Origin of the sequence: Janthinobacterium sp. LPB2021202312-11-4 (genome assembly GCF_037049705.1) — a bacterium.
Taxonomy (GTDB): Bacteria; Pseudomonadota; Gammaproteobacteria; order Pseudomonadales; family Pseudomonadaceae; genus Aquipseudomonas.
Map to the genome: position 1 here is coordinate 352,677 of NZ_JBAGKV010000002.1, position 18,201 is coordinate 370,877.

Consider the following 18,201-nt stretch of genomic DNA (forward strand, 5'->3'; position numbering starts at 1 on the left):
GCCATCGCCTTGGGCTGGTGCAAGCAACGGCGGATCGCAATATAAAAGTGCACGTCACCGCGCACACCTGCGCCCTCACCGGCCTGTAACACCCGACCCAGCCGCGTCCAGCCGGTTCTGGCCCGCTGTTTGCAGACACCTGACACGCAGTCAACGTTGATTGCACATATACGACAAAGGCGCCGTGTAACCCCCGTTTTTTTACGGAGGGTCACATGGCGCCTTTTTTGTTTCCGGGCCGGTCAGGTGCTTGCAAGAGAGTCAGGATGGCAAACAAAACCGTACGCAGTGTTTGTCCCTATTGTGGCGTTGGCTGCGGCATCGTCATGCAGGTCGAAAACAACCGCGTGATCAAGGTCAGCGGCGACAAGAGCCATCCGACCAACGCCGGCCGCCTCTGCACCAAGGGCAACACCTGCGGCCAGGCCATCGCCGATTCGGGCCGGATGGAACACGCTTTCTTGCGTCAGGAGCGCCAGCGCGACCCGGTGCGAGTGGCGATGGACCACGCCATCAGCGAGACCGCCAGGCGCCTGCGCGCCATCCTCGATACCCACGGCCCCGACGCCCTCTCCTTCTACGTGTCCGGGCAAATGTCGCTGGAGGCCCAATACCTGGCCAACAAACTGGCCAAGGGGTTTGTGCGCACCAGTAATATCGAATCCAACTCGCGCCTGTGCATGGCCAGCGCCGGCAGCGGCTACAAACTGTCCCTCGGCTCCGATGGACCGCCGGGGTCCTATGAGGATTTCGATCGGGCCGATCTGTTCTTTGTGATCGGCGCCAACATGGCTGACTGTCACCCGATTTTGTTCCTGCGCATGATGGACCGGGTCAAGGCCGGGGCGAAGCTGATCGTGGTCGATCCACGGCGCAGCGCCACGGCGGACAAGGCCGGTCTGTTCCTGCCGATCAAACCCGGCACTGATTTGGCGTTGCTCAATGGTTTGCTGCACCTGCTGGTGAAAAACGGCCACACCGACCCAGCCTTCATTGCCTCGTTCACTGAAGGCTGGGAGGCCATGCCGGAGTTCCTGGAGGAATACTCCCCGGAAAAAGTCGCCGAACTCACCGGCCTGCCGGAAGCGGATATTCGCCAGGCAGCGGAATGGATCGGCCAAGCCGCCGAATGGATGAGTTGCTGGACCATGGGCCTCAATCAAAGCACCCACGGCACCTGGAATACCAACGCCCTGTGCAATTTGCACCTGGCCACGGGCGCGATCTGCCGGCCGGGCAGCGGGCCGTTTTCCCTGACCGGGCAACCGAATGCCATGGGTGGTCGCGAAATGGGCTACATGGGGCCCGGCCTGCCGGGTCAGCGTTCGGTGCTGGTCGAGGCTGATCGGCTGTTCATCGAAGACTTGTGGGGCATCCCCCACGACAGCCTGCCGCGCGAAGTCGGCGCTGGTACCGTGGCGATGTTCGAGCAGATGAGCGCCGGCCAGATCAAGGCCTGCTGGATCATCTGCACCAACCCGGTCGCCTCGGCCCCCAACCGCCAGAAAGTGATCGAAGGCCTGCAGACCGCCGAGCTGGTGATCACCCAGGACGCCTTCCTCGACACCGAGACCAACCGCTACGCCGACATCCTCCTGCCCGGTGCGCTGTGGGCCGAGGCCGAAGGGGTGATGATCAACTCCGAACGCAATTTGACGCTGATGCAAAAAGCCGTGGAGCCCCCCGGCGAGACGTTGCCCGACTGGCAGATCATCGCCCGGGTTGCCTGCGAAATGGGCTTCGCCGAGGCCTTCACCTACACCTGTGCATCCGAGGTGTTTGAAGAGATCAAACGCGCCTGGAACCCCAAAACTGGCTACGACATTCGCGGTACCAGTTATGCGCGGTTGCGGGGCACCCCATTGCAATGGCCCTGCGCTTCGGACGATGGCGCCGACCGAAATCCGATCCGCTATTTGAACAACGGTGTCAGTCAGACACTCAAGGTCGAGGCCGACGGCAGCCAACCCGCCATCGTGTTCGCCACCGAGCGCGGCAAGGGCATCTTCCTCCCCCGCCCACACCTGCCGCCCGCCGAAATGCCGGATGAAAGCTTCCCCTTCGTGCTCAACACCGGGCGTTTGCAACACCAGTGGCACACCCTGACCAAGACCGGCAAAGTCGCGACGCTGAACAAACTAAATCCCGGGCCGTTCATTGAAATTCATCCCGAAGATGCCGCCCGTTTCAGTATCAAGGACAAAGACCCTGTCGAGATTCGCTCGCGACGCGGCCGTGCCGTGTTGCCCGCCGTCGTGACCGACCGGGTGCGCCAGGGCAATTGCTTTGCGCCCTTTCACTGGAACGATGTCTTTGGCGAAAACCTGGCGATCAATGCCGTCACCCACGACGCCGTTGACCCGATTTCGCTACAGCCCGAATTCAAGTTCTGCGCCGTCGCCCTGCAACGGGTCGAGCTGATCGAGCATGCCTTTCTCGACGTGCCCGCGCCCGCCGTCACCGACCTTCCCCCCGCTTCGCCTTTGAAAGAGGAACTTCCCATGTCGTGCATCGAGGCCTTCGCCGATCTCGCCGGCATCAGTCGCTTGCCTTCTCCGCCCCTGAACGACAATGAACGCACCTACCTCGCCGGTTTTCTCAGTGGCCTGCAGTCCACGGCCGGGCGTCAGGCCGGCGGCGTCCCGACCCTGCCCGCCAACGCGCCGCTGGCCACCGACACACGGTTATGGCTGGACGGTTTGCTGGGCGGGTTGTTCAGTCGCATTCAGTCAGACACGGCGCCCTTGAGCCTCTCGGCCCCCGCGACCGACGACAACACCCCCAGCGTGACCTTGTTGTGGGCCTCGCAAACCGGCAACGCCGAGGCCCTGGCCGAACGGTTTGCCGCGCACTTGCGCGAGGGCGGAATCGACGTGGAGCTGAGCGCGATGGCGGACTTTCCGGCGAGCAAACTGGCCAGCACGCAGAACCTGGCCCTGATCAGCAGCACTTTCGGCGACGGCGATCCGCCGGACAACGGCGAAGGCTTCTGGCACACCCTCAAATCCGCCGAGACTCGCCTGGAATCCCTGCGCTTTGCGGTCCTGGCTTTGGGTGACCCGAATTACGACCAGTTCTGCCAGCACGGCAAGCAACTCGATCAGCGCCTTCAGGAACTGGGCGCCACCCGGTTGCTTGAGCGCGTGGACTGCGACACGGAATTCGAAGAGCGCGCACAGACCTGGCTGACGCACTTCCAGCAAACGCTGAAACCGACCGTCGAGCCGATCAAGAGTGTCGCCGCCAGCCCGGTCGAGGCACCGAGCAAAGCCAAGCCTTATGCCTCACGACTGCTGACCAACCTGCACCTGAACCCGCAGAGTGCCAACAAGGAAACCCGGATGTTTTCCCTCGACCTGGCGGATTCCGGGCTGAGCTACGAGGCCGGCGATGCTTTGGGCGTGCGGCCGCGCAACTGCCCGGAACTGGTCAGCGAATTGCTCGACCTGACGCGCCTCGGTGCCGACACCCCTGTGAACCTGGACAAACTCGGCGACGTCCCGCTGCACCAGGCGCTGACCGAGCACTTTGAAATAGCCCGGCCCAACACTGAAACCCTGGCGTTTATCGCTGAACGCAGCGCTAACCCGGAACTGAAAAGGCTGCTGGGCAGCAAGGCTGAATTGAAAGACTGGTTGTGGGGCCGGCAATTGGCGGATGTGTTGCAGCAATTCCCGGTCGATTGCTCCGCCGGGGAATTGCTGGGCACGCTCAAACGCCTGCAACCGCGTTTGTACTCCATTGCCTCAAGCCCCAAGGCGCATCCGCAGGAAGTGCATCTGACGGTGGCCGCCGTGCGCTACGGTAAACGCAAAGGCGTGTCCTCGACCTTCCTCGCCGACCGCGTGGACAGCGGCGAAGTCCCGATTTTCGTCCAGCCCTCAAAGCACTTCCGCGCACCGGCCGACGGCGATGTGCCGATGATCATGATTGGCCCAGGCACCGGCGTCGCGCCGTTTCGGGGTTTTCTGCAAGAACGTCGAGCTCGGGGGGATGCGGGGCGCAACTGGCTGTTTTTTGGTGAGCAACACGCCGAGACCGATTTCTACTACCGCGATGAGCTGGAGGGGATGCAGCGCGAGGGTCTGTTGACTCAACTCAGCCTGGCTTTTTCTCGCGATCAGGCACAGAAGATCTACGTGCAGGACCGTATCCGCGAACAAGGGGCCGAACTGTGGCGCTGGCTACAGGAAGGCGCGCAGTTGTACATCTGCGGGGATGCCAGCCAGATGGCCAAAGATGTCGACCAGGCCTTGCGCCAGATTGCGCAACGCCATGGCGGACTCAGCCCGGACAACGCCGCCGATTACTGGCGGCAATTGAGCGAGCAGAAACGTTACTTGCGCGATGTCTATTGACGGGCCGGGGCTGGCTGCACGGCGTGCAGCCAGTTGTCTCAGGCCGGCACGCCCAGAATGATGTGGGACGCCTTGATCACGGCGGTGGCGCTGACGCCCGGCGCCAGGCCCAATTCGGCGACGGCATCACGGGTCACGATCGAATACACCTTCGAACCGCCGGGCAGTTCAATCACCACCTCGGCATTGACCGCGCCATCGTTGACGCTCAGCACCTTGCCTTCCAGGCAGTTGCGCGCCGACAGGCGAATGTCGCTGGACTCGGTCATCAGCATCACCCAAGGCGCCTTGATCAGGGCCACGGCTTCTTTGCCGACGGCAATGCCGAGGTTGCGGATGCTTTCCATGGTGACGACAGCCACCAGTTGCTCGCCGCCCGGCAGGGTCAACACCACTTCTGCGTTGACCGCGCCGTCTTGTACCTGGCTGACCTGACCTTTGAATACGTTGCGTGCACTGACTTTCATGAGACGAGCCCTTTTGTTGACTTTAGAGTTAGGAATGCCGCACATCATCAAGGTTAGCGTTGTGTAGAAACAACTATAGCGCTCGATTGCATCGAGACAGGCAGCGCCGGTTGAGCGGCGCTGCCGTTCAACCTCAGGCGCGGGTGGAGAACCCTGGCAGATTCAACACGCGTTCGGCGGCCCAGCCAAAGGCCAGGCCGACGGTGGTCCAGAGCACCCACTGGATACCCAGCGAGGCCACGCGAAACTTCCACAGCAGCACGGCGGAGAAGGTTTGCGGGACTTCATCGATCACCGGAAACAGGTAGCCCGCCACCGCCATGATCACCCCGTACAGCAGCACCGCGAGCGTCGAGCCGCTCCAGATGCCCAGTGCGGGGATCAGTTTGCGCGCAGCGTTGATGGCAATCACCGCCGCGATCACCGACACCAGCAACATCAGGAAAAACAGCTTGGTGCGCTGTTTGATGGTGTCAGGATCGCCAATCGACGGCGGATTGGCCGGGTATTTCAGCCCCGGCACCAGAATCAGCGTGACAAACGCCGCCAAGGCCAACAGCGCCGCCAGACCCCGAGGGCCGATCTTGCCGACGCGGCCCAGCGAGTAGGCAAACACCAGCGCAAAGATCCCGCCCAGCGAAACGCTGTAGGTCACGATGCCGGTGAACAGCCCGAACGTGCTTTGTACCTCGCGGCTGACCAACTCTTCTTCCGGCGCATCGCCATGCATTTGCGCCATTTAATCTTCAAAGGCAATGGCTTTGTCGATCTGCGGCTCACCGAACACTTTTGCGAAACCAAAGGCAAGAATGCCGGCGAGTAAACCCACCAGCATGCCGCGAACCAATAAACGACCGGTCATGTTGCGTTCCTCGAATCAGTGGCAAGGGAAGCCAAGCAAGTGGCGGCCGTCGTGCACGAATTCGTGAACATACATGCCCTTGACCAACGCAGTGGCGCCCTGCTCCGCGCCGACGAAATAGATCGCCAGCATCAATAACAGTCCGCCAAAAATGGCCCAGGGAAGAATGTCGCCCAACGGAATCGTGGGCAGCGAAACATCAGTCTGCGTAGCAGCGCTATAAGCCATGTGAACCTCCAGGGATGACGCGTCCCGGTACGGATTGCAGGTAGGGGGAAACAGGGTCTGGCTGACGGCAAATAGCCGAATACAGTGGCGCGACCGCGCCGGATTTTCACCGGCTGCCTGTTTCAGAAGGCGTTGCAGAATTTCGTGAAACAAAATGATACAACTTGGCGAGTCTACGCCTTCGGCGGGGGGGCGGCAAAGGTACGTGAAGGGTTGGAACTGGCCTGATCACCTGGCGAAAAAACCTTGCTGACGACAAAGATCAGGATCGCGCTTAAGAGCGAAGTACCCCAATCGCCCGCCGATACTTCTCAACCCGCTCCAAATCGTCCCAGGACGGCTGGGCAATCCGCGATAAATCGCTGTTCTCTTCCAGATCCGCGAGTTTGACCACCCGCCCTATCGGATTCAGCGCCGCGCGCTCGACGAACGCCTCATAGGTTTCACCCGGCACCTTGGTGACCGACTCAATCGCCGCCAGCACCGTTTCGCTGAAACCTTCCTGGCGTAGCGCTTCGAGGCTGATACCGGTGTCTTCAACCACGTCGTGCAGCACCGCGACGATGCGCTCCTCCAGGGTCGTCACCCGCAACATGACTTTCAGCGGATGCAGGATGTAAGGCGCGCCGCCCTTGTCGACTTGCCCCGCATGGGCGGTTGCGGCGATGGCAATGGCGCGTTCCAGTGTCTGGCTCATCTTGGTTCTCCAGGGTTAAACGCCGTAGCGGCCGCCCAGCCTACAGCTTGTAAGTCACATACCGCCCGCGCCCGGTTTTCTTGGCTTGGTACATCACCCGGTCGGCGGCCAGCAGCAGGGTATCGGCAGAGCTCTGGCCGTTGCCCAAGGCAATGCCAATCGAAACACCAACGACGCACACCGTGCCGGAAATAAAAAACGGTGTGGTCAGGGCATCGATGCATTGGGTGGCCACGCGGCTCAACGTCTCTTCGGCGTTGTCGCCGAGTTCATTCAGCAGCACGACAAACTCGTCACCGCCGATGCGCGCCAACGTATCGCTCACCCGCACCACCGACGAAAAACGCCGCGCCACCTGGCGCAGCACCTCATCACCGGCCTCGTGTCCCAGGGAGTCGTTGATGTGCTTGAAGCCATCCAGGTCCATAAACAATATGCCCACTTGCGTCTGGGTGCGCTGGGCCTGGGCCAACACTTGCCGAAGCCGCCCGGAGAGGTGATGCCGGTTGGTCAAACCGGTCAACGTGTCGTGATGGGCAATCTTTTTCAGCTCATCCTGCTTGTCATTCAACTTGAGCAGCAGCCGGTTGAACGCCGAGATCAAATGCCCGACTTCATCATTTCGAACCACCGCCAATGGCGCGTGCGGCAGTTCATCCCCGGTCATGCGATCAGCCTGGGCGGCGGCTTGAAAGAGGTGCCGGAAGACAAAGTACAACCCGATGGAGGCGAATGTAGCGAAGAACAAAATCGATAAAATCGCGCCCCGGATCAAAAAGTGCTGGGTTCGATCCACGGTGGCAAACGCCTCGCGGGCCGGCAAACGGGCGACGATGAACCAGCCGGCGCTGGGCACAGACGCCATCGCCGCGACCTCCTCGACACCCTCGGCATTACGCGTCACCCCGGCCCCGCGAAACCCTGCCATGGCCTGATCTTGCAGCGTATTGACGCCAGGAGGCGACGTTGGCTTGAGCTGCACATCCCACTGCGAGGAATCGACGAACAATTGACTGTCCGGGAACACCAGCAGGAAATCACCGGCGGCATCCTCCACGCGGCTCAGCAATAACGAATCCAGCAGCCCGGAAGCGCCGAGGGCCGTGACGCCCACCAGCACAGCCTGAACCTCACCGCTGGCATTTTTGATCGGTACGGACATGGGCAGTATCGGCTTTTTGGTCGCCCCGCTCACCTGCGGCTGACCGATAAACGAACGCCCCGCCAGACCGGCCTGAATCTCATCACGCCCGGCGTAATCGGTATCGCGCGCGGGGTAGCTCGCGATTAAAAGCCCGTGGGTGTTCACGATGAACAAGCCAGCCGTGAACATCGTCTGGTAGTCGTAATGCGCTTTGAGCCACGCTTGCAGCTGCTCGGGTTGAGTCAGGAGCTCAGCGGGGACGCCGGCGGCGAGTTGATCGAGCAAGCGCTGACGTTGAACAACCTTGTGATCGATATCGCGGGCGACATACGTGGCCAGCGTCAATTGCTGGCCCTCCACCACGGCGCTTAAATCTTCACGCAGGAAGTGGGTCAAGACGAAATACCGGATCACCGCGCCGGAAACGACAATGCACAACGCCAAAATCAGCAGTCGCGTGACGATGCTGTTGGCGATCCGGGCGAAATCGATTGAGTGATGATGTTTTGGCATCATCGGAGTGTATCCGAATATGACTGCACGATCCCTGTACGAACTGCCGAAGCCTTCGATCTTTTGATTTGGCCGCCGTTAACCGACAAACCTGGCGAGATCGCGGTTTTTGGCGATACTCCACGCTGCTCGAGGGTAATTCCAACCTTAAACGCAGTGTTAGCCTCTGCCACAACAATAAAAACCGGAGTTGTACATGTCTGAACTGAACCTGCACCCCAACGCCGCCGAGTCTTTGAAGCAGTGGCATCAGATGATCACCACCGGCAACCTGAAGGCCCTGACCGGGTTGCTGGCCCCGCAAGCGGTATTCCGCTCACCCATGGCGCACACGCCTTATCCGGGCGCCAACGTCGTCGCGATGATTCTCAACACGGTGTTCGACGTGTTCGAGGATTTTAAATACCACCGCGAATTGACGACGGCGGATGGGTTGAATGTCGTGCTGGAATTCAGCGCCAAAGTCGGCGGGAAGGACTTGAAAGGGATCGACATGATCCGCTTCGACGAGCAGGGAAAAATCGTTGAGTTTGAAGTGATGGTGCGTCCGCTCAGTGGCTTGCAGGCATTGGGCGCAGAAATGGGACAGCGCCTGGGCGCTTACCTGGCCGCCGCTAAATCCTGACCAGCGGCACCGCCCCTGTAGCTGCTCGCGCAACCAGCGGCTACAGGGTCCGGAAGATGCTTTGGATTTGCGGCGCTGCATCCGTTATTTATGCTCAATCCAAAGCTTAATAATATTTTACCGATACCAGGGTGAACCCTAGTCTTGACCCCAAGCGATGGCAGGCCATAACCGACCTGACTCCCACTTCGAAGGGTAGAGAAATGACCACAGAAACAATAAAAACAGACACGCTGATCGTTGGCGCCGGTCAGGCTGGCGTGGCCATGAGTGAGCATCTGAGCAAACTCGGGGTGCCGCACCTGGTGCTGGAGCGCAATCGCATTGCCGAGCGCTGGCGCACTGGCCGCTGGGATTCGTTGGTGGCCAACGGCCCGGCCTGGCACGACCGGTTTCCCGGTATGGCATTCGACGATCTGAGCCCCGACGGCTTCGCCCCGAAAGAGCGGGTGGCCGATTATTTCGAAGCCTACGCCAAGAAATTCAACGCGCCGATCCGCACCGGCGTGGACGTGTTGAAGGTCGAGCGCAATGTCGGCCGCCCAGGCTTCACCATCGAAACCTCCGAAGGCGTGATCGAGGCCAACCGCGTGGTCGCCGCCACCGGACCGTTCCAGCGCCCGGTGATCCCGCCGATTGCGCCGAAAGACGCGCCGTTCATCCAGATTCATTCCGCTGACTACCGCAATCCGCAACAACTGCCCGAAGGCGCGGTGCTGGTGGTCGGTGCCGGGTCGTCGGGCGTACAGATTGCCGATGAATTGCAGCGCTCCGGCAAGCAGGTGTACCTCTCGGTCGGCGCCCACGACCGCCCTCCTCGCGCCTATCGCAACCGGGATTTCTGCTGGTGGCTGGGGGTGCTCGGCGAATGGGACCAAGCGGCCATGAAACCCGGCCGGGAACACGTGACGATCGCCGTCAGCGGCGCCCATGGCGGCCGCACCGTGGACTTCCGGGGCCTGGCCCATCGCGGCATGACCCTGGTCGGCCTGACCCAATCGTTCAATGGCAGCGTCGCGACGTTCCAGCCAAACCTGGCCGAGAACCTGGCACGTGGCGATGAGAACTACCTGACGCTGCTCAATGCCGCCGACGCCTACATCGAGCGCAATGGCCTGGACCTGCCGGAAGAACCTGAAGCCCGGCAGACCTTCCCCGAGCCTGAATGCGTGAGCCACCCGATTCTGGAACTCGACCTGGCCAAGGCCGGCGTGACCTCGATCATCTGGGCCACCGGGTTTTCTACCGATTACAGCTGGCTGAAGGTCGACGCCTTCGACGACAACGGCAAGCCGAAACATCAGCGCGGTGTGTCGAGCGAGCCGGGTGTGTATTTCCTCGGCCTGCCATGGCAGTCCCGTCGCGGTTCTTCGTTTATCTGGGGGGTCTGGCACGACGCCAAGTACGTGGCAGACCACATCGCCATCCAGCGTTCGTACCTCGAATACCGCGATGCCGAGCAACGCGAAGCCGAAGCCGAAGCCGCCTCCGCCTCCGCCGCGCCTAAAACCAGCGTCAGCGCTTAATTCTTGTTCAGGAGCTTCACATGTCCACGCCTACCCACACCCGTATTCGCATGTTCAACACCAAGGAAACCTACCCGAACCAGAGCCTGGACAACGACCTGTGCCAAGCCGTGCGCGCCGGCAACACGGTGTATGTTCGCGGCCAGGTCGGCACCGATTTCGACGGTAACTTGGTGGGCCTCGGCGACCCGCGTGCGCAAGCCGAGCAAGCCATGCGCAACGTCAAACAGTTGCTGGAAGAAGCCGGCAGTGACCTCAGCCATATTGTGAAAACCACGACTTACCTGATCGATCCGCGTTATCGCGAGCCGGTGTACCAGGAAGTCGGCAAGTGGCTCAAAGGCGTGTTCCCGATCTCCACCGGGTTGGTGGTGTCGGCGCTGGGGCAGCCGCAGTGGTTGATGGAGATTGATGTGATTGCGGTGATTCCTGAGTAAGGAAGTAGACCGAAGTGCGGCCTTCGCGGGCAAGCCTCGCTCCTACATTTGGAATGCGTTCCCCCTGTAGGAGCGAGGCTTGCCCGCGAAGACGCCCGCCCAGACATCCCTTTTGCCAAGGCTGAACAAGGAGCAAAACCCATGACCTTCTCCATCGCCGCCCGCTGCCCCGACACCGGTAAGCTCGGCATCGCCATCAGTTCCTCCAGCATCGCCGTCGGTGCCCGTTGTCCGTGGCTGCTGCCGGGTGTCGGCGCGGTCTCGACGCAAAACATCACCTTGCCGTCCCTCGGCCCGGAAACCCTGGCCCTGATGGAACAGGGCGTTGCCCCCGCCGAGGCGCTGGACAAGGTGCTGACCCGCAACGGCTACAGCCAGTACCGACAGATCACCGCGATTGACCACCTCGGCCGCACCGCGCATTTCAGCGGTTCGCAAACCTTGGGCAACCACAACGCCGTATCCGGCGAACACTGCGTCGCCGCCGGCAACATGCTGGCGGATCGTTTGGTGATCGAGGCCATGGTCCGGGCGTTCGAACATGGCGAAGGCCAATTGGCCGATCGCTTGCTGGCCGCGATGAAAGCCGCGATCGTCGCCGGCGGCGAAGCCGGCCCGGTGCATTCGGCGGCGATGGTGGTGGTCGGCGAACTGACGTGGCCGATCATCAACCTGCGGGTCGATTGGGCCGATGAAAACCCGATTGGCCAGTTAGAACAATTGTGGGACGCCTATCGCCCACAGGTTCAGGACTACATAGACCGCGCCCTGGCCCCGGACAAATCCCCAGGCTACGGCGTGGCCGGAGACGACCGATGAGCAGCAGTCGCGATGTGCTCAAGCAGTTGGTGGCGTTCGACACCACGAGCCGCGAATCCAACCTGCACCTGATCGAGTTTGTCCGCGACTACCTCGCCGGTTTCGATGTGCCCTGCGAACTGGTCTACAACGAGCCGCGCAGCAAAGCCAATCTGTTCGCCACCATTGGCCCGGCGGATGTGCCGGGCATCGTGCTGTCGGGGCACACCGACGTGGTGCCGGTCGATAGCCAGCCCTGGACGGTGCCGCCGTTCGAACTCACGGAGCGCGACGGCAAGCTCTACGGACGCGGCACCGCCGACATGAAAGGCTACATCGCCTGCGTCCTCGCCCTGGTGCCGTCATTGGTGAAGGCTTCGCTGAAACGGCCGGTGCACATCGCCCTGTCCTACGATGAGGAAGTCGGCTGTCTCGGCGTTCGTTCGCTGCTCAAAGCCCTGGAGCTGCGCCCGGTCAAACCGAAACTCTGCATCATCGGCGAGCCGACCGAACTCAAACCGGTGCTCGGCCACAAGGGCAAACTGGCAATGCGTTGCGACATCCACGGTGAAGCCTGCCATTCGGCGTATGCGCCGCTGGGGGTCAACGCCATTGAATACGCCGCCGAACTGATCGGTGAACTGGGGCGCATCGGCCAGCGGCTCAAAGCGCCGGAGCATCACGACGGGCGATTCGATCCACCGTTCAGCACGGTGCAAACCGGCGTGATCAGCGGCGGCAAAGCGTTAAACATCGTCCCCGCCGATTGCCGTTTCGACTTTGAAATCCGCGCCCTGCCCTCACACGATCCCAGCGATGTCGCACAGGAATTGAAAATCTACGCCGAGCAACAGGTGTTGCCGCGCATGCGCGCCGTGAGTGATCAGAGTGACATTCGTTTCAGCGAGTTGTCGGCGTATCCCGGTCTGGCCACCGATGCGCACGGCGAAGCGGCCGAGTTGATCGCGGCGTTCTCGGGTTCTCGGGAGTTCGGCACGGTAGCGTTCGGCACCGAGGGCGGATTGTTTGATGCTGTAGGCATTCCGACGGTGGTGTGCGGTCCGGGCAGCATGGACCAAGGCCACAAGCCGGACGAGTTTGTCAGCCTGGCGCAATTGAATGGCTGCGATGAAATGCTGCAACGGCTGCTGTTATCGATCAGCTAATGAATGGCCCGACGCTCAGGTATAGAGTCGGGCCAGTTCTTCCTGGCAATAATCCACGAACAGCTGCACCGGTTTGGTCAACTGCGACCTTCTCAACCATGCCGCCGATAATCCCGAGCCGGTGACGGTTTCCGCCAGCGGTACGCAAACCACTTTCTGCCCGTCGTAGGTGTAGGGCGAGAACGGTTTGGTCACCAGAATCGAAAAGCCGAAACCGCGCCCGACCATGCCACGCACCATCTCGATCGAAGGCGAACTGAACACGATGTTTGGGGTCAATCCGCGCTCTTCGAAAATACTCACGAAGTAGGTTCGGCTGGGCACCACGTCGAGCAAAATCATCGGTTCCAGCACCAGGTCATCCAGCGAGACTCTGGCTTGTTGCGCGAAGCGATGGTCCGCCGGCAACAACGCATAAGGTTGCTGCGGCGGCATCAGCGGCACGGTTTCAATCGTGCTGTCCAGATCGTGTTCGAACAGCATCGCCACATCGATGCTACCGGCGGTCAGGGCCTGCACCAGTTCTTGCTGCTCACCGTCGCGGATGCGAATTTCCACCCCCGGCCAGCGCTCCTTGAAACCGGCGATCAGGCGCGGCAGGTACAGCGGCGCCACCGTTTCAAAGCAGCCGATGTCGATCTGCCCGGCGACCACGTCATTGTCCGCCAACGCGTTCTGCTCGAACTCGTGGGCCACCCGCAGCAACTCCAGCGCCTTGCGGTAAAACCGCGAACCGCTCGGCGTCAGCGACACGCCCTGGGCGTGATGGCGGATGAACAACTGCACGCCAAAGCTTTCTTCCAGGTGTTTGATCGCCGTCGAGACTGACGGCTGGGCGATGTAGAGCTTGCGCGACGCCTCCGCCACGCTGCCGCACTCGGCGGTGGTGACGAAATAGCGAAGCTGACGCAAGTTGTAAGCGGCCATGCAGTCCTCCAGAAAAACACACCATCAGGATCAAAACGCAATTGCCGGAGCCACACACAATCCCCGTAGGAGCTGCCGAAGGCTGCGATCTTTTGACTTTGTTTTTTAAGATCAAGATCAAAAGATCGCAGCCTTCGGCAGCTCCTACGGGGATCGGGGTGCGCCGTTTACGGGATATCGGAGAGGCCCGCGATCAACCTTGAACATACCGGACCCACCCAAACCCCGGGCATATTTTTTTTAAGGCCTGAGGCAACAAACTTACTAATTTATCTATCCCGGTGCTTTGCACATCATCACTCCAACAAGAAAAGCGTCGTTCGCGCGGCGCTCACCGAAGTACGTCCACGTACTCATTTTTGCCTTGGAGTTCGTCATGGTCACCTCTGCAACAACCTCCGCCCCGCTCATCGAAAAGCACACCATCGGATACGTGCCCCCGCAAGATCGCCATGGAAAGGTAAGAGACCTGTTCACCCTCTGGTTCGGCGGTAACATCGCGCCGTTGCCCATCGTCACCGGCGCCCTGGGCGTGCAAATGTTTCACCTGAATCTGGTGTGGGGCATCGTCGCCATTCTCGTCGGGCACCTGGTCGGTGGCATGCTGATGGCGCTGCACTCGGCGCAAGGCCCGCAGATGGGCATTCCGCAAATGATCCAGAGCCGCGCCCAGTTCGGCTCCCTCGGCGCGCTGCTGGTGGTGCTGATCGCCGGCATCATGTACATCGGCTTCTTCGCCTCCAACATCGTGCTCGCCGGCAAATCCTTGCACGGTGTGGTCGACAGCATTCCGGTGCCGGTGGGCATCGTCATCGGTGCGCTCGGTTCGGGGATCATCGGCATCATCGGTTACCGCTTTATCCACGTGCTCAACCGCATCGGCACCTGGGTGCTGGGCGCCGGGATCGTGCTGGGTTTCGGCTATATCTTCACCCATGTGCAAACCGCTGATTTCTTGACTCGCGGCAGCTTCAACATCTCCGGTTGGCTGGCCACCGTATCCCTGGCGGCGCTTTGGCAGATTGCCTTCGCGCCTTACGTCTCCGACTACTCGCGTTACTTGCCGGCGGATGTGCCCGTGGCCTCGACGTTCTGGACCACGTACCTGGGCACCGTGCTCGGTTCCAGCCTTTCGTTCATCTTCGGCGCCGTCGCAGTGCTCGCCACGCCCGTGGGCATGGACACCATGGACGCGGTCAAACTCGCCACCGGCTCCATCGGCCCGTTGATGCTGGTGCTGTTCCTGCTCAGCGTCATCAGCCACAACGCCCTCAACCTCTACGGCGCGGTGCTGTCGCTGATCACTTTGGTGCAGACCTTCGCGTATCGCTGGATTCCGACGGCCAAGAGCCGCGCCGTACTGTCGATCATCGTCCTCGGCGCGTGCTGCTTTGCGGCAGTCGGCGCCTCGGCAGACTTTATCGGCCACTTCGTCGATATGGTGCTGGTGCTGCTGGTGGTCCTGGTGCCGTGGACCGCGATCAACCTCATCGACTTCTACGCCATTCACAAAGGTCAGTACGACATCGATTCGATCTTCCACGTCGATGGCGGGATCTACGGGCGCTACAACCCCCAGGCGCTGCTGGCCTACGCGATTGGCATCGCGGTGCAGATTCCGTTCATGAATACGCCGCTGTATGTCGGGCCGATCTCGGCACACATTGATGGCGCGGACTTGTCCTGGGTCGTGGGTTTGCTGATTACGACGCCGCTGTACTGGTGGCTGGCGAGTCGGGACAGTGCTTACAAACGTCGGTTGTCGAGCGGGAAACTGGTGGGCGCCGTCTAAAAGCGAAAAAACCCGCAGCGATGCGGGTTTTTCTATACCTGTAGGGAGTGTTAAAACATCCACACCCAAGCCGCGAGCACGACCATCAGAGTGTTGAGGCAAACCAGGCCGAAACCGAATCGCACCAGTTCACCTTCTTCCTGCGCGCTCGTTTTGGCCAGCCCGAGCACCAGCATCACAATCGACAAAGAGCCGAGCGCCGCATGGCCGGCGGCGCTGTTCTGCACCGCCGCCAGCAACAACCGTGACGTTTCAGGCAACAGCGCAATCGCGGGCATGAAGATCGCGTTGCCGCCAACATTGGAACCGGTCATGTAGCCCGAGAGCGCGCCAAACCCGGCAATCAACGGCATCACCGCCGAGGGCGCCAACCCTGTCAGCATCTGCACCAGCCCTGCCAGAAAACCGGCCTTGACCATGAGTTGCGACATGGCGAGAAAAAAGAAGATCGTCAGCAACGGGCGCTTCACCCGAAGGGCCAAGCCGAGAAGCAAACCGCTGTCACTCGGTTCACTGTGACGGGTGCCCAGCAGCAGGCCGATCAAGACCAGCGTCAGCGCCACGCCCGGCGACGCCAGCGGTTTCCAGAGCACTTGTGCGCCTTGAACCACCCAAAGATTCTCCCAATGGGTGACCGCGCTCAACAGCTTCAAGGCGACGATGCAGACGATCAGCGCCAGATACGGCCATGCCTCCCTCGGCCATTGCAGACCGGTGCTCTGCCGCCCCCGCAACAACGCCCACAGCAACACCAAAAACGCGACCACAAACCCCGACGCCACACCGGCCACTTCCGGCCCGAGCCAGCGACTCGCGCCATACAGCACGCCGATGAAGACCAGCCAGAAAGTCCCCAGTACGCCCAACGCCTTGATCTCGCGCACACCGGCCAGATACAGCGCCACGGCACCGAGCGCCAGAAACACAAACGAGCTGGTCAGCGCCGACATCGACGCCAACGCGGCAGCATCCAGATGAGCCAACGAAGCACCGATAACCGTGGCGAGCCCCAACGTGCCCCAAGGCATGATCGCCATCCCGGTCAACGCCATGCGCAGGGCCACGCGGCGCTCGAACAGGCTTAGCAGCAGCGGCACCGTGGCGATCAGCGACACGCCAAAACCGGTCATCGCTTCCAGCAACGGCGCTAGTCCCAGCACGATAAACACCACTTGCTGAGTGCGGTCCAGCCCGAGGGACTGCACCCATCGACTCAGCACCAGATTGACACCCAAGCGTTCGATGAGGATCACGAACGCCATGCCCGGCACGATGACAAACGCGGTGCTGAGAAACAGCACGGCAGTGTCCTGGCCTGCGGCGATCAACGTACCGGCCTGCCAGGCATCCGCCGCACCGGCCAGCCACAGCACGACGACCAACGCCGTCCCGGCAATCGCCGCTTGCACCGGCGGACGGCGCAACACCATCAGCGTAAACATCACCAACAATACGGGGGAAAGGTGCACCAGATTCGCCATGCCAACAGTATCCTTTGAAATTTCTCGACCTCTCCTGAGCAGCAAGAGCGAGCGAGATAATATTTCTTTCGCCGGGATAATTTTTCGCTGAATCATGCTAGTTTTCGGGAAAATTTCTCACCGAGTCGTCATGCCAAAACCCTCCGCTTACACGCCTTATGTGCTGGATGCCTTTGATCGCGCCATTCTGGACATCGTGCAGTACGACAACACCACGCCCCTGCGCACGCTGGCCGAGCGGGTCAATCTTTCATCGGCTTCGGTGCAACGGCGCATCAAGCGCATGGAAGAAAGCGGCGTTATCACCAGCAATGTGGCGGTCGTCGATCCCGTGCTCGTCGGCAAGCCGATCACCATCGTCGTGGAGGTCATGACCGAGCGCACCAGCATTGACGCGCTGGAGGCCATGAAAAAGCATTTCGCGGTACCGGAAATCCAGCAGTGCTACTACGTCACCGGTGAAGCCGACTTCGTGCTGATCGTCAACGTGGCCACCATGCAGGACTACCAGGCACTGGCGCGGCGCCTGTTCGCCGAGAACCCGAACGTCAAATGGTTCAAGACCATGGTGACGCTGGACAGTGTGAAAGTGAGTCTTGAGGTGCCTTGCTCGGGTCAATAGCGTGTGACTTGCAGTCCTCCGCTGACCAAAGCCCAAATGGGCAAAGGGTGTCGCAGATGATGACTACTTGGGAAACACGCCACACAGTGCATTCCCTTGATAGCCATGAGCGATGGGGCCCAGGATCATAAGAGGGCCGCAGGCATAAAACGGCGATGTCAAAGATTGCCCGACGTGAAGCTTGCACACCGGCAATTTCAGGGGAATCGGCACCACCACCGCCCAAAGCGTTACCCCGCACCACGCCCGTGTGGTCAGGTCGCTGTCGGTTTTCTGATCGGTCAACGGCGTGTAGATCTTGTGCTCTTCCGGCACAGAAACCACTACGCCGACACAACCAGAGAGGAACAGCAACAGCGTGGTGATGGCAGTGATTTGCTTTGCGTGAAGTTGCATCGTTGGTTTCATCCGTAAATCCAATCGTTAGGCAATGACAGTCGGCAAGCCTTGCCGAATCACGTTGAGACCGATGGCACAGCCCTCAGGGCACAAAAATAAAACCATTTGTTTCAGAGTTGCTGCCAAAATCACCTGACGCCAAACACCACGTCAGCCCCC

At 60.9% G+C, this 18,201-nt stretch carries 15 protein-coding genes and 1 pseudogene; 8 read left to right on the forward strand and 8 right to left on the reverse strand.

All coding sequences use genetic code 11. The features are described 5' to 3' along the window. Positions 1-266: 266 nt before the first annotated feature. Positions 267-4,358, forward strand: a complete 4,092-nt coding sequence (locus tag V5E99_RS03555; protein ID WP_499800967.1) for a bifunctional nitrate reductase/sulfite reductase flavoprotein subunit alpha — start codon at positions 267-269, stop codon at positions 4,356-4,358. Positions 4,359-4,396: 38 nt separating this feature from the next. On the opposite strand, the gene V5E99_RS03560 is transcribed toward V5E99_RS03555, so the two are convergent. The 5 genes and pseudogenes from V5E99_RS03560 to V5E99_RS03580 form a co-directional block, all read right to left on the reverse strand. Then, positions 4,397-4,825 (reverse strand): TOBE domain-containing protein, encoded by a 429-nt coding sequence (locus tag V5E99_RS03560; RefSeq protein WP_499800969.1) that lies wholly within the window; start codon positions 4,823-4,825, stop codon positions 4,397-4,399. Between the two features lie 133 nt (positions 4,826-4,958). Then, positions 4,959-5,687, reverse strand: a pseudogene (locus V5E99_RS03565) (CbtA family protein). Positions 5,688-5,702: 15 nt separating this feature from the next. Beyond that, positions 5,703-5,915 carry a CbtB domain-containing protein gene (locus V5E99_RS03570; protein ID WP_499800971.1) on the reverse strand — a complete coding sequence of 71 codons (213 nt, stop codon included), beginning with the start codon at positions 5,913-5,915 and terminating at the stop codon, positions 5,703-5,705. A gap of 274 nt (positions 5,916-6,189) precedes the next feature. After that, positions 6,190-6,612, reverse strand: coding sequence for an HD domain-containing protein (locus V5E99_RS03575; protein ID WP_499800973.1), 423 nt, complete (start codon positions 6,610-6,612; stop codon positions 6,190-6,192). Between the two features lie 40 nt (positions 6,613-6,652). Further along, complete coding sequence (locus V5E99_RS03580; RefSeq protein ID WP_499800975.1) at positions 6,653-8,272, reverse strand: sensor domain-containing diguanylate cyclase; 1,620 nt, start codon at positions 8,270-8,272, stop codon at positions 6,653-6,655. Between the two features lie 193 nt (positions 8,273-8,465). Here V5E99_RS03580 and V5E99_RS03585 point away from each other — a divergent pair, with 193 nt between their 5' ends. The 5 genes from V5E99_RS03585 to argE all read left to right on the forward strand — a co-directional run bounded on the left by V5E99_RS03585 (position 8,466) and on the right by argE (position 12,821). Next, positions 8,466-8,894, forward strand: coding sequence for a nuclear transport factor 2 family protein (locus V5E99_RS03585; protein WP_499800977.1), 429 nt, complete (start codon positions 8,466-8,468; stop codon positions 8,892-8,894). Positions 8,895-9,097: 203 nt separating this feature from the next. Further along, positions 9,098-10,420, forward strand: coding sequence for a flavin-containing monooxygenase (locus V5E99_RS03590; RefSeq protein ID WP_499800978.1), 1,323 nt, complete (start codon positions 9,098-9,100; stop codon positions 10,418-10,420). Positions 10,421-10,440: 20 nt separating this feature from the next. Then, positions 10,441-10,857 (forward strand): RidA family protein, encoded by a 417-nt coding sequence (locus tag V5E99_RS03595; RefSeq protein ID WP_429530304.1) that lies wholly within the window; start codon positions 10,441-10,443, stop codon positions 10,855-10,857. Positions 10,858-10,998: 141 nt separating this feature from the next. Next, a complete protein-coding gene (locus V5E99_RS03600; RefSeq protein ID WP_499800979.1) occupies positions 10,999-11,676 on the forward strand; it encodes a DUF1028 domain-containing protein in 678 nt (225 codons plus the stop codon). Next, positions 11,673-12,821, forward strand: coding sequence for an acetylornithine deacetylase (gene argE / locus V5E99_RS03605; protein WP_499800981.1), 1,149 nt, complete (start codon positions 11,673-11,675; stop codon positions 12,819-12,821). Before V5E99_RS03600 ends, argE begins: the two co-directional genes overlap by 4 nt. A gap of 15 nt (positions 12,822-12,836) precedes the next feature. On the opposite strand, the gene V5E99_RS03610 is transcribed toward argE, so the two are convergent. Further along, positions 12,837-13,748 carry a LysR family transcriptional regulator gene (locus V5E99_RS03610; protein ID WP_499800983.1) on the reverse strand — a complete coding sequence of 304 codons (912 nt, stop codon included), beginning with the start codon at positions 13,746-13,748 and terminating at the stop codon, positions 12,837-12,839. A gap of 376 nt (positions 13,749-14,124) precedes the next feature. Here V5E99_RS03610 and V5E99_RS03615 point away from each other — a divergent pair, with 376 nt between their 5' ends. After that, a complete protein-coding gene (locus V5E99_RS03615; protein WP_499800985.1) occupies positions 14,125-15,540 on the forward strand; it encodes a purine-cytosine permease family protein in 1,416 nt (471 codons plus the stop codon). A gap of 50 nt (positions 15,541-15,590) precedes the next feature. Here V5E99_RS03615 and V5E99_RS03620 read toward each other — a convergent pair whose 3' ends face one another. Further along, a complete protein-coding gene (locus V5E99_RS03620; protein ID WP_499800986.1) occupies positions 15,591-17,021 on the reverse strand; it encodes an L-lactate permease in 1,431 nt (476 codons plus the stop codon). Between the two features lie 130 nt (positions 17,022-17,151). Between V5E99_RS03620 and V5E99_RS03625 the strand changes: the two genes are divergently transcribed. Further along, positions 17,152-17,643 carry an Lrp/AsnC family transcriptional regulator gene (locus V5E99_RS03625; RefSeq protein WP_499800988.1) on the forward strand — a complete coding sequence of 164 codons (492 nt, stop codon included), beginning with the start codon at positions 17,152-17,154 and terminating at the stop codon, positions 17,641-17,643. A gap of 63 nt (positions 17,644-17,706) precedes the next feature. On the opposite strand, the gene V5E99_RS03630 is transcribed toward V5E99_RS03625, so the two are convergent. Further along, positions 17,707-18,051: a hypothetical protein gene (locus V5E99_RS03630; protein ID WP_499800990.1), complete on the reverse strand. Its 345-nt coding sequence runs from the start codon at positions 18,049-18,051 to the stop codon at positions 17,707-17,709. Positions 18,052-18,201: the final 150 nt, after the last annotated feature.

Bases quoted from the DNA above. Each gene is read 5' to 3' on its own strand.
- V5E99_RS03570 (WP_499800971.1), bottom strand. From the start codon at position 5,915: ATGGCTTATAGCGCTGCTACGCAGACTGATGTTTCGCTGCCCACGATT.
- V5E99_RS03575 (WP_499800973.1), bottom strand. From the start codon at position 6,612: ATGAGCCAGACACTGGAACGCGCCATTGCCATCGCCGCAACCGCCCAT.
- V5E99_RS03560 (WP_499800969.1), bottom strand. From the start codon at position 4,825: ATGAAAGTCAGTGCACGCAACGTATTCAAAGGTCAGGTCAGCCAGGTA.
- V5E99_RS03600 (WP_499800979.1), top strand. From the start codon at position 10,999: ATGACCTTCTCCATCGCCGCCCGCTGCCCCGACACCGGTAAGCTCGGC.
- argE (WP_499800981.1), top strand. From the start codon at position 11,673: ATGAGCAGCAGTCGCGATGTGCTCAAGCAGTTGGTGGCGTTCGACACC.
- V5E99_RS03555 (WP_499800967.1), top strand. From the start codon at position 267: ATGGCAAACAAAACCGTACGCAGTGTTTGTCCCTATTGTGGCGTTGGC.
- V5E99_RS03595 (WP_429530304.1), top strand. From the start codon at position 10,441: ATGTCCACGCCTACCCACACCCGTATTCGCATGTTCAACACCAAGGAA.
- V5E99_RS03585 (WP_499800977.1), top strand. From the start codon at position 8,466: ATGTCTGAACTGAACCTGCACCCCAACGCCGCCGAGTCTTTGAAGCAG.
- V5E99_RS03610 (WP_499800983.1), bottom strand. From the start codon at position 13,748: ATGGCCGCTTACAACTTGCGTCAGCTTCGCTATTTCGTCACCACCGCC.
- V5E99_RS03620 (WP_499800986.1), bottom strand. From the start codon at position 17,021: ATGGCGAATCTGGTGCACCTTTCCCCCGTATTGTTGGTGATGTTTACG.
- V5E99_RS03630 (WP_499800990.1), bottom strand. From the start codon at position 18,051: ATGAAACCAACGATGCAACTTCACGCAAAGCAAATCACTGCCATCACC.
- V5E99_RS03590 (WP_499800978.1), top strand. From the start codon at position 9,098: ATGACCACAGAAACAATAAAAACAGACACGCTGATCGTTGGCGCCGGT.
- V5E99_RS03615 (WP_499800985.1), top strand. From the start codon at position 14,125: ATGGTCACCTCTGCAACAACCTCCGCCCCGCTCATCGAAAAGCACACC.
- V5E99_RS03625 (WP_499800988.1), top strand. From the start codon at position 17,152: ATGCCAAAACCCTCCGCTTACACGCCTTATGTGCTGGATGCCTTTGAT.
- V5E99_RS03580 (WP_499800975.1), bottom strand. From the start codon at position 8,272: ATGATGCCAAAACATCATCACTCAATCGATTTCGCCCGGATCGCCAAC.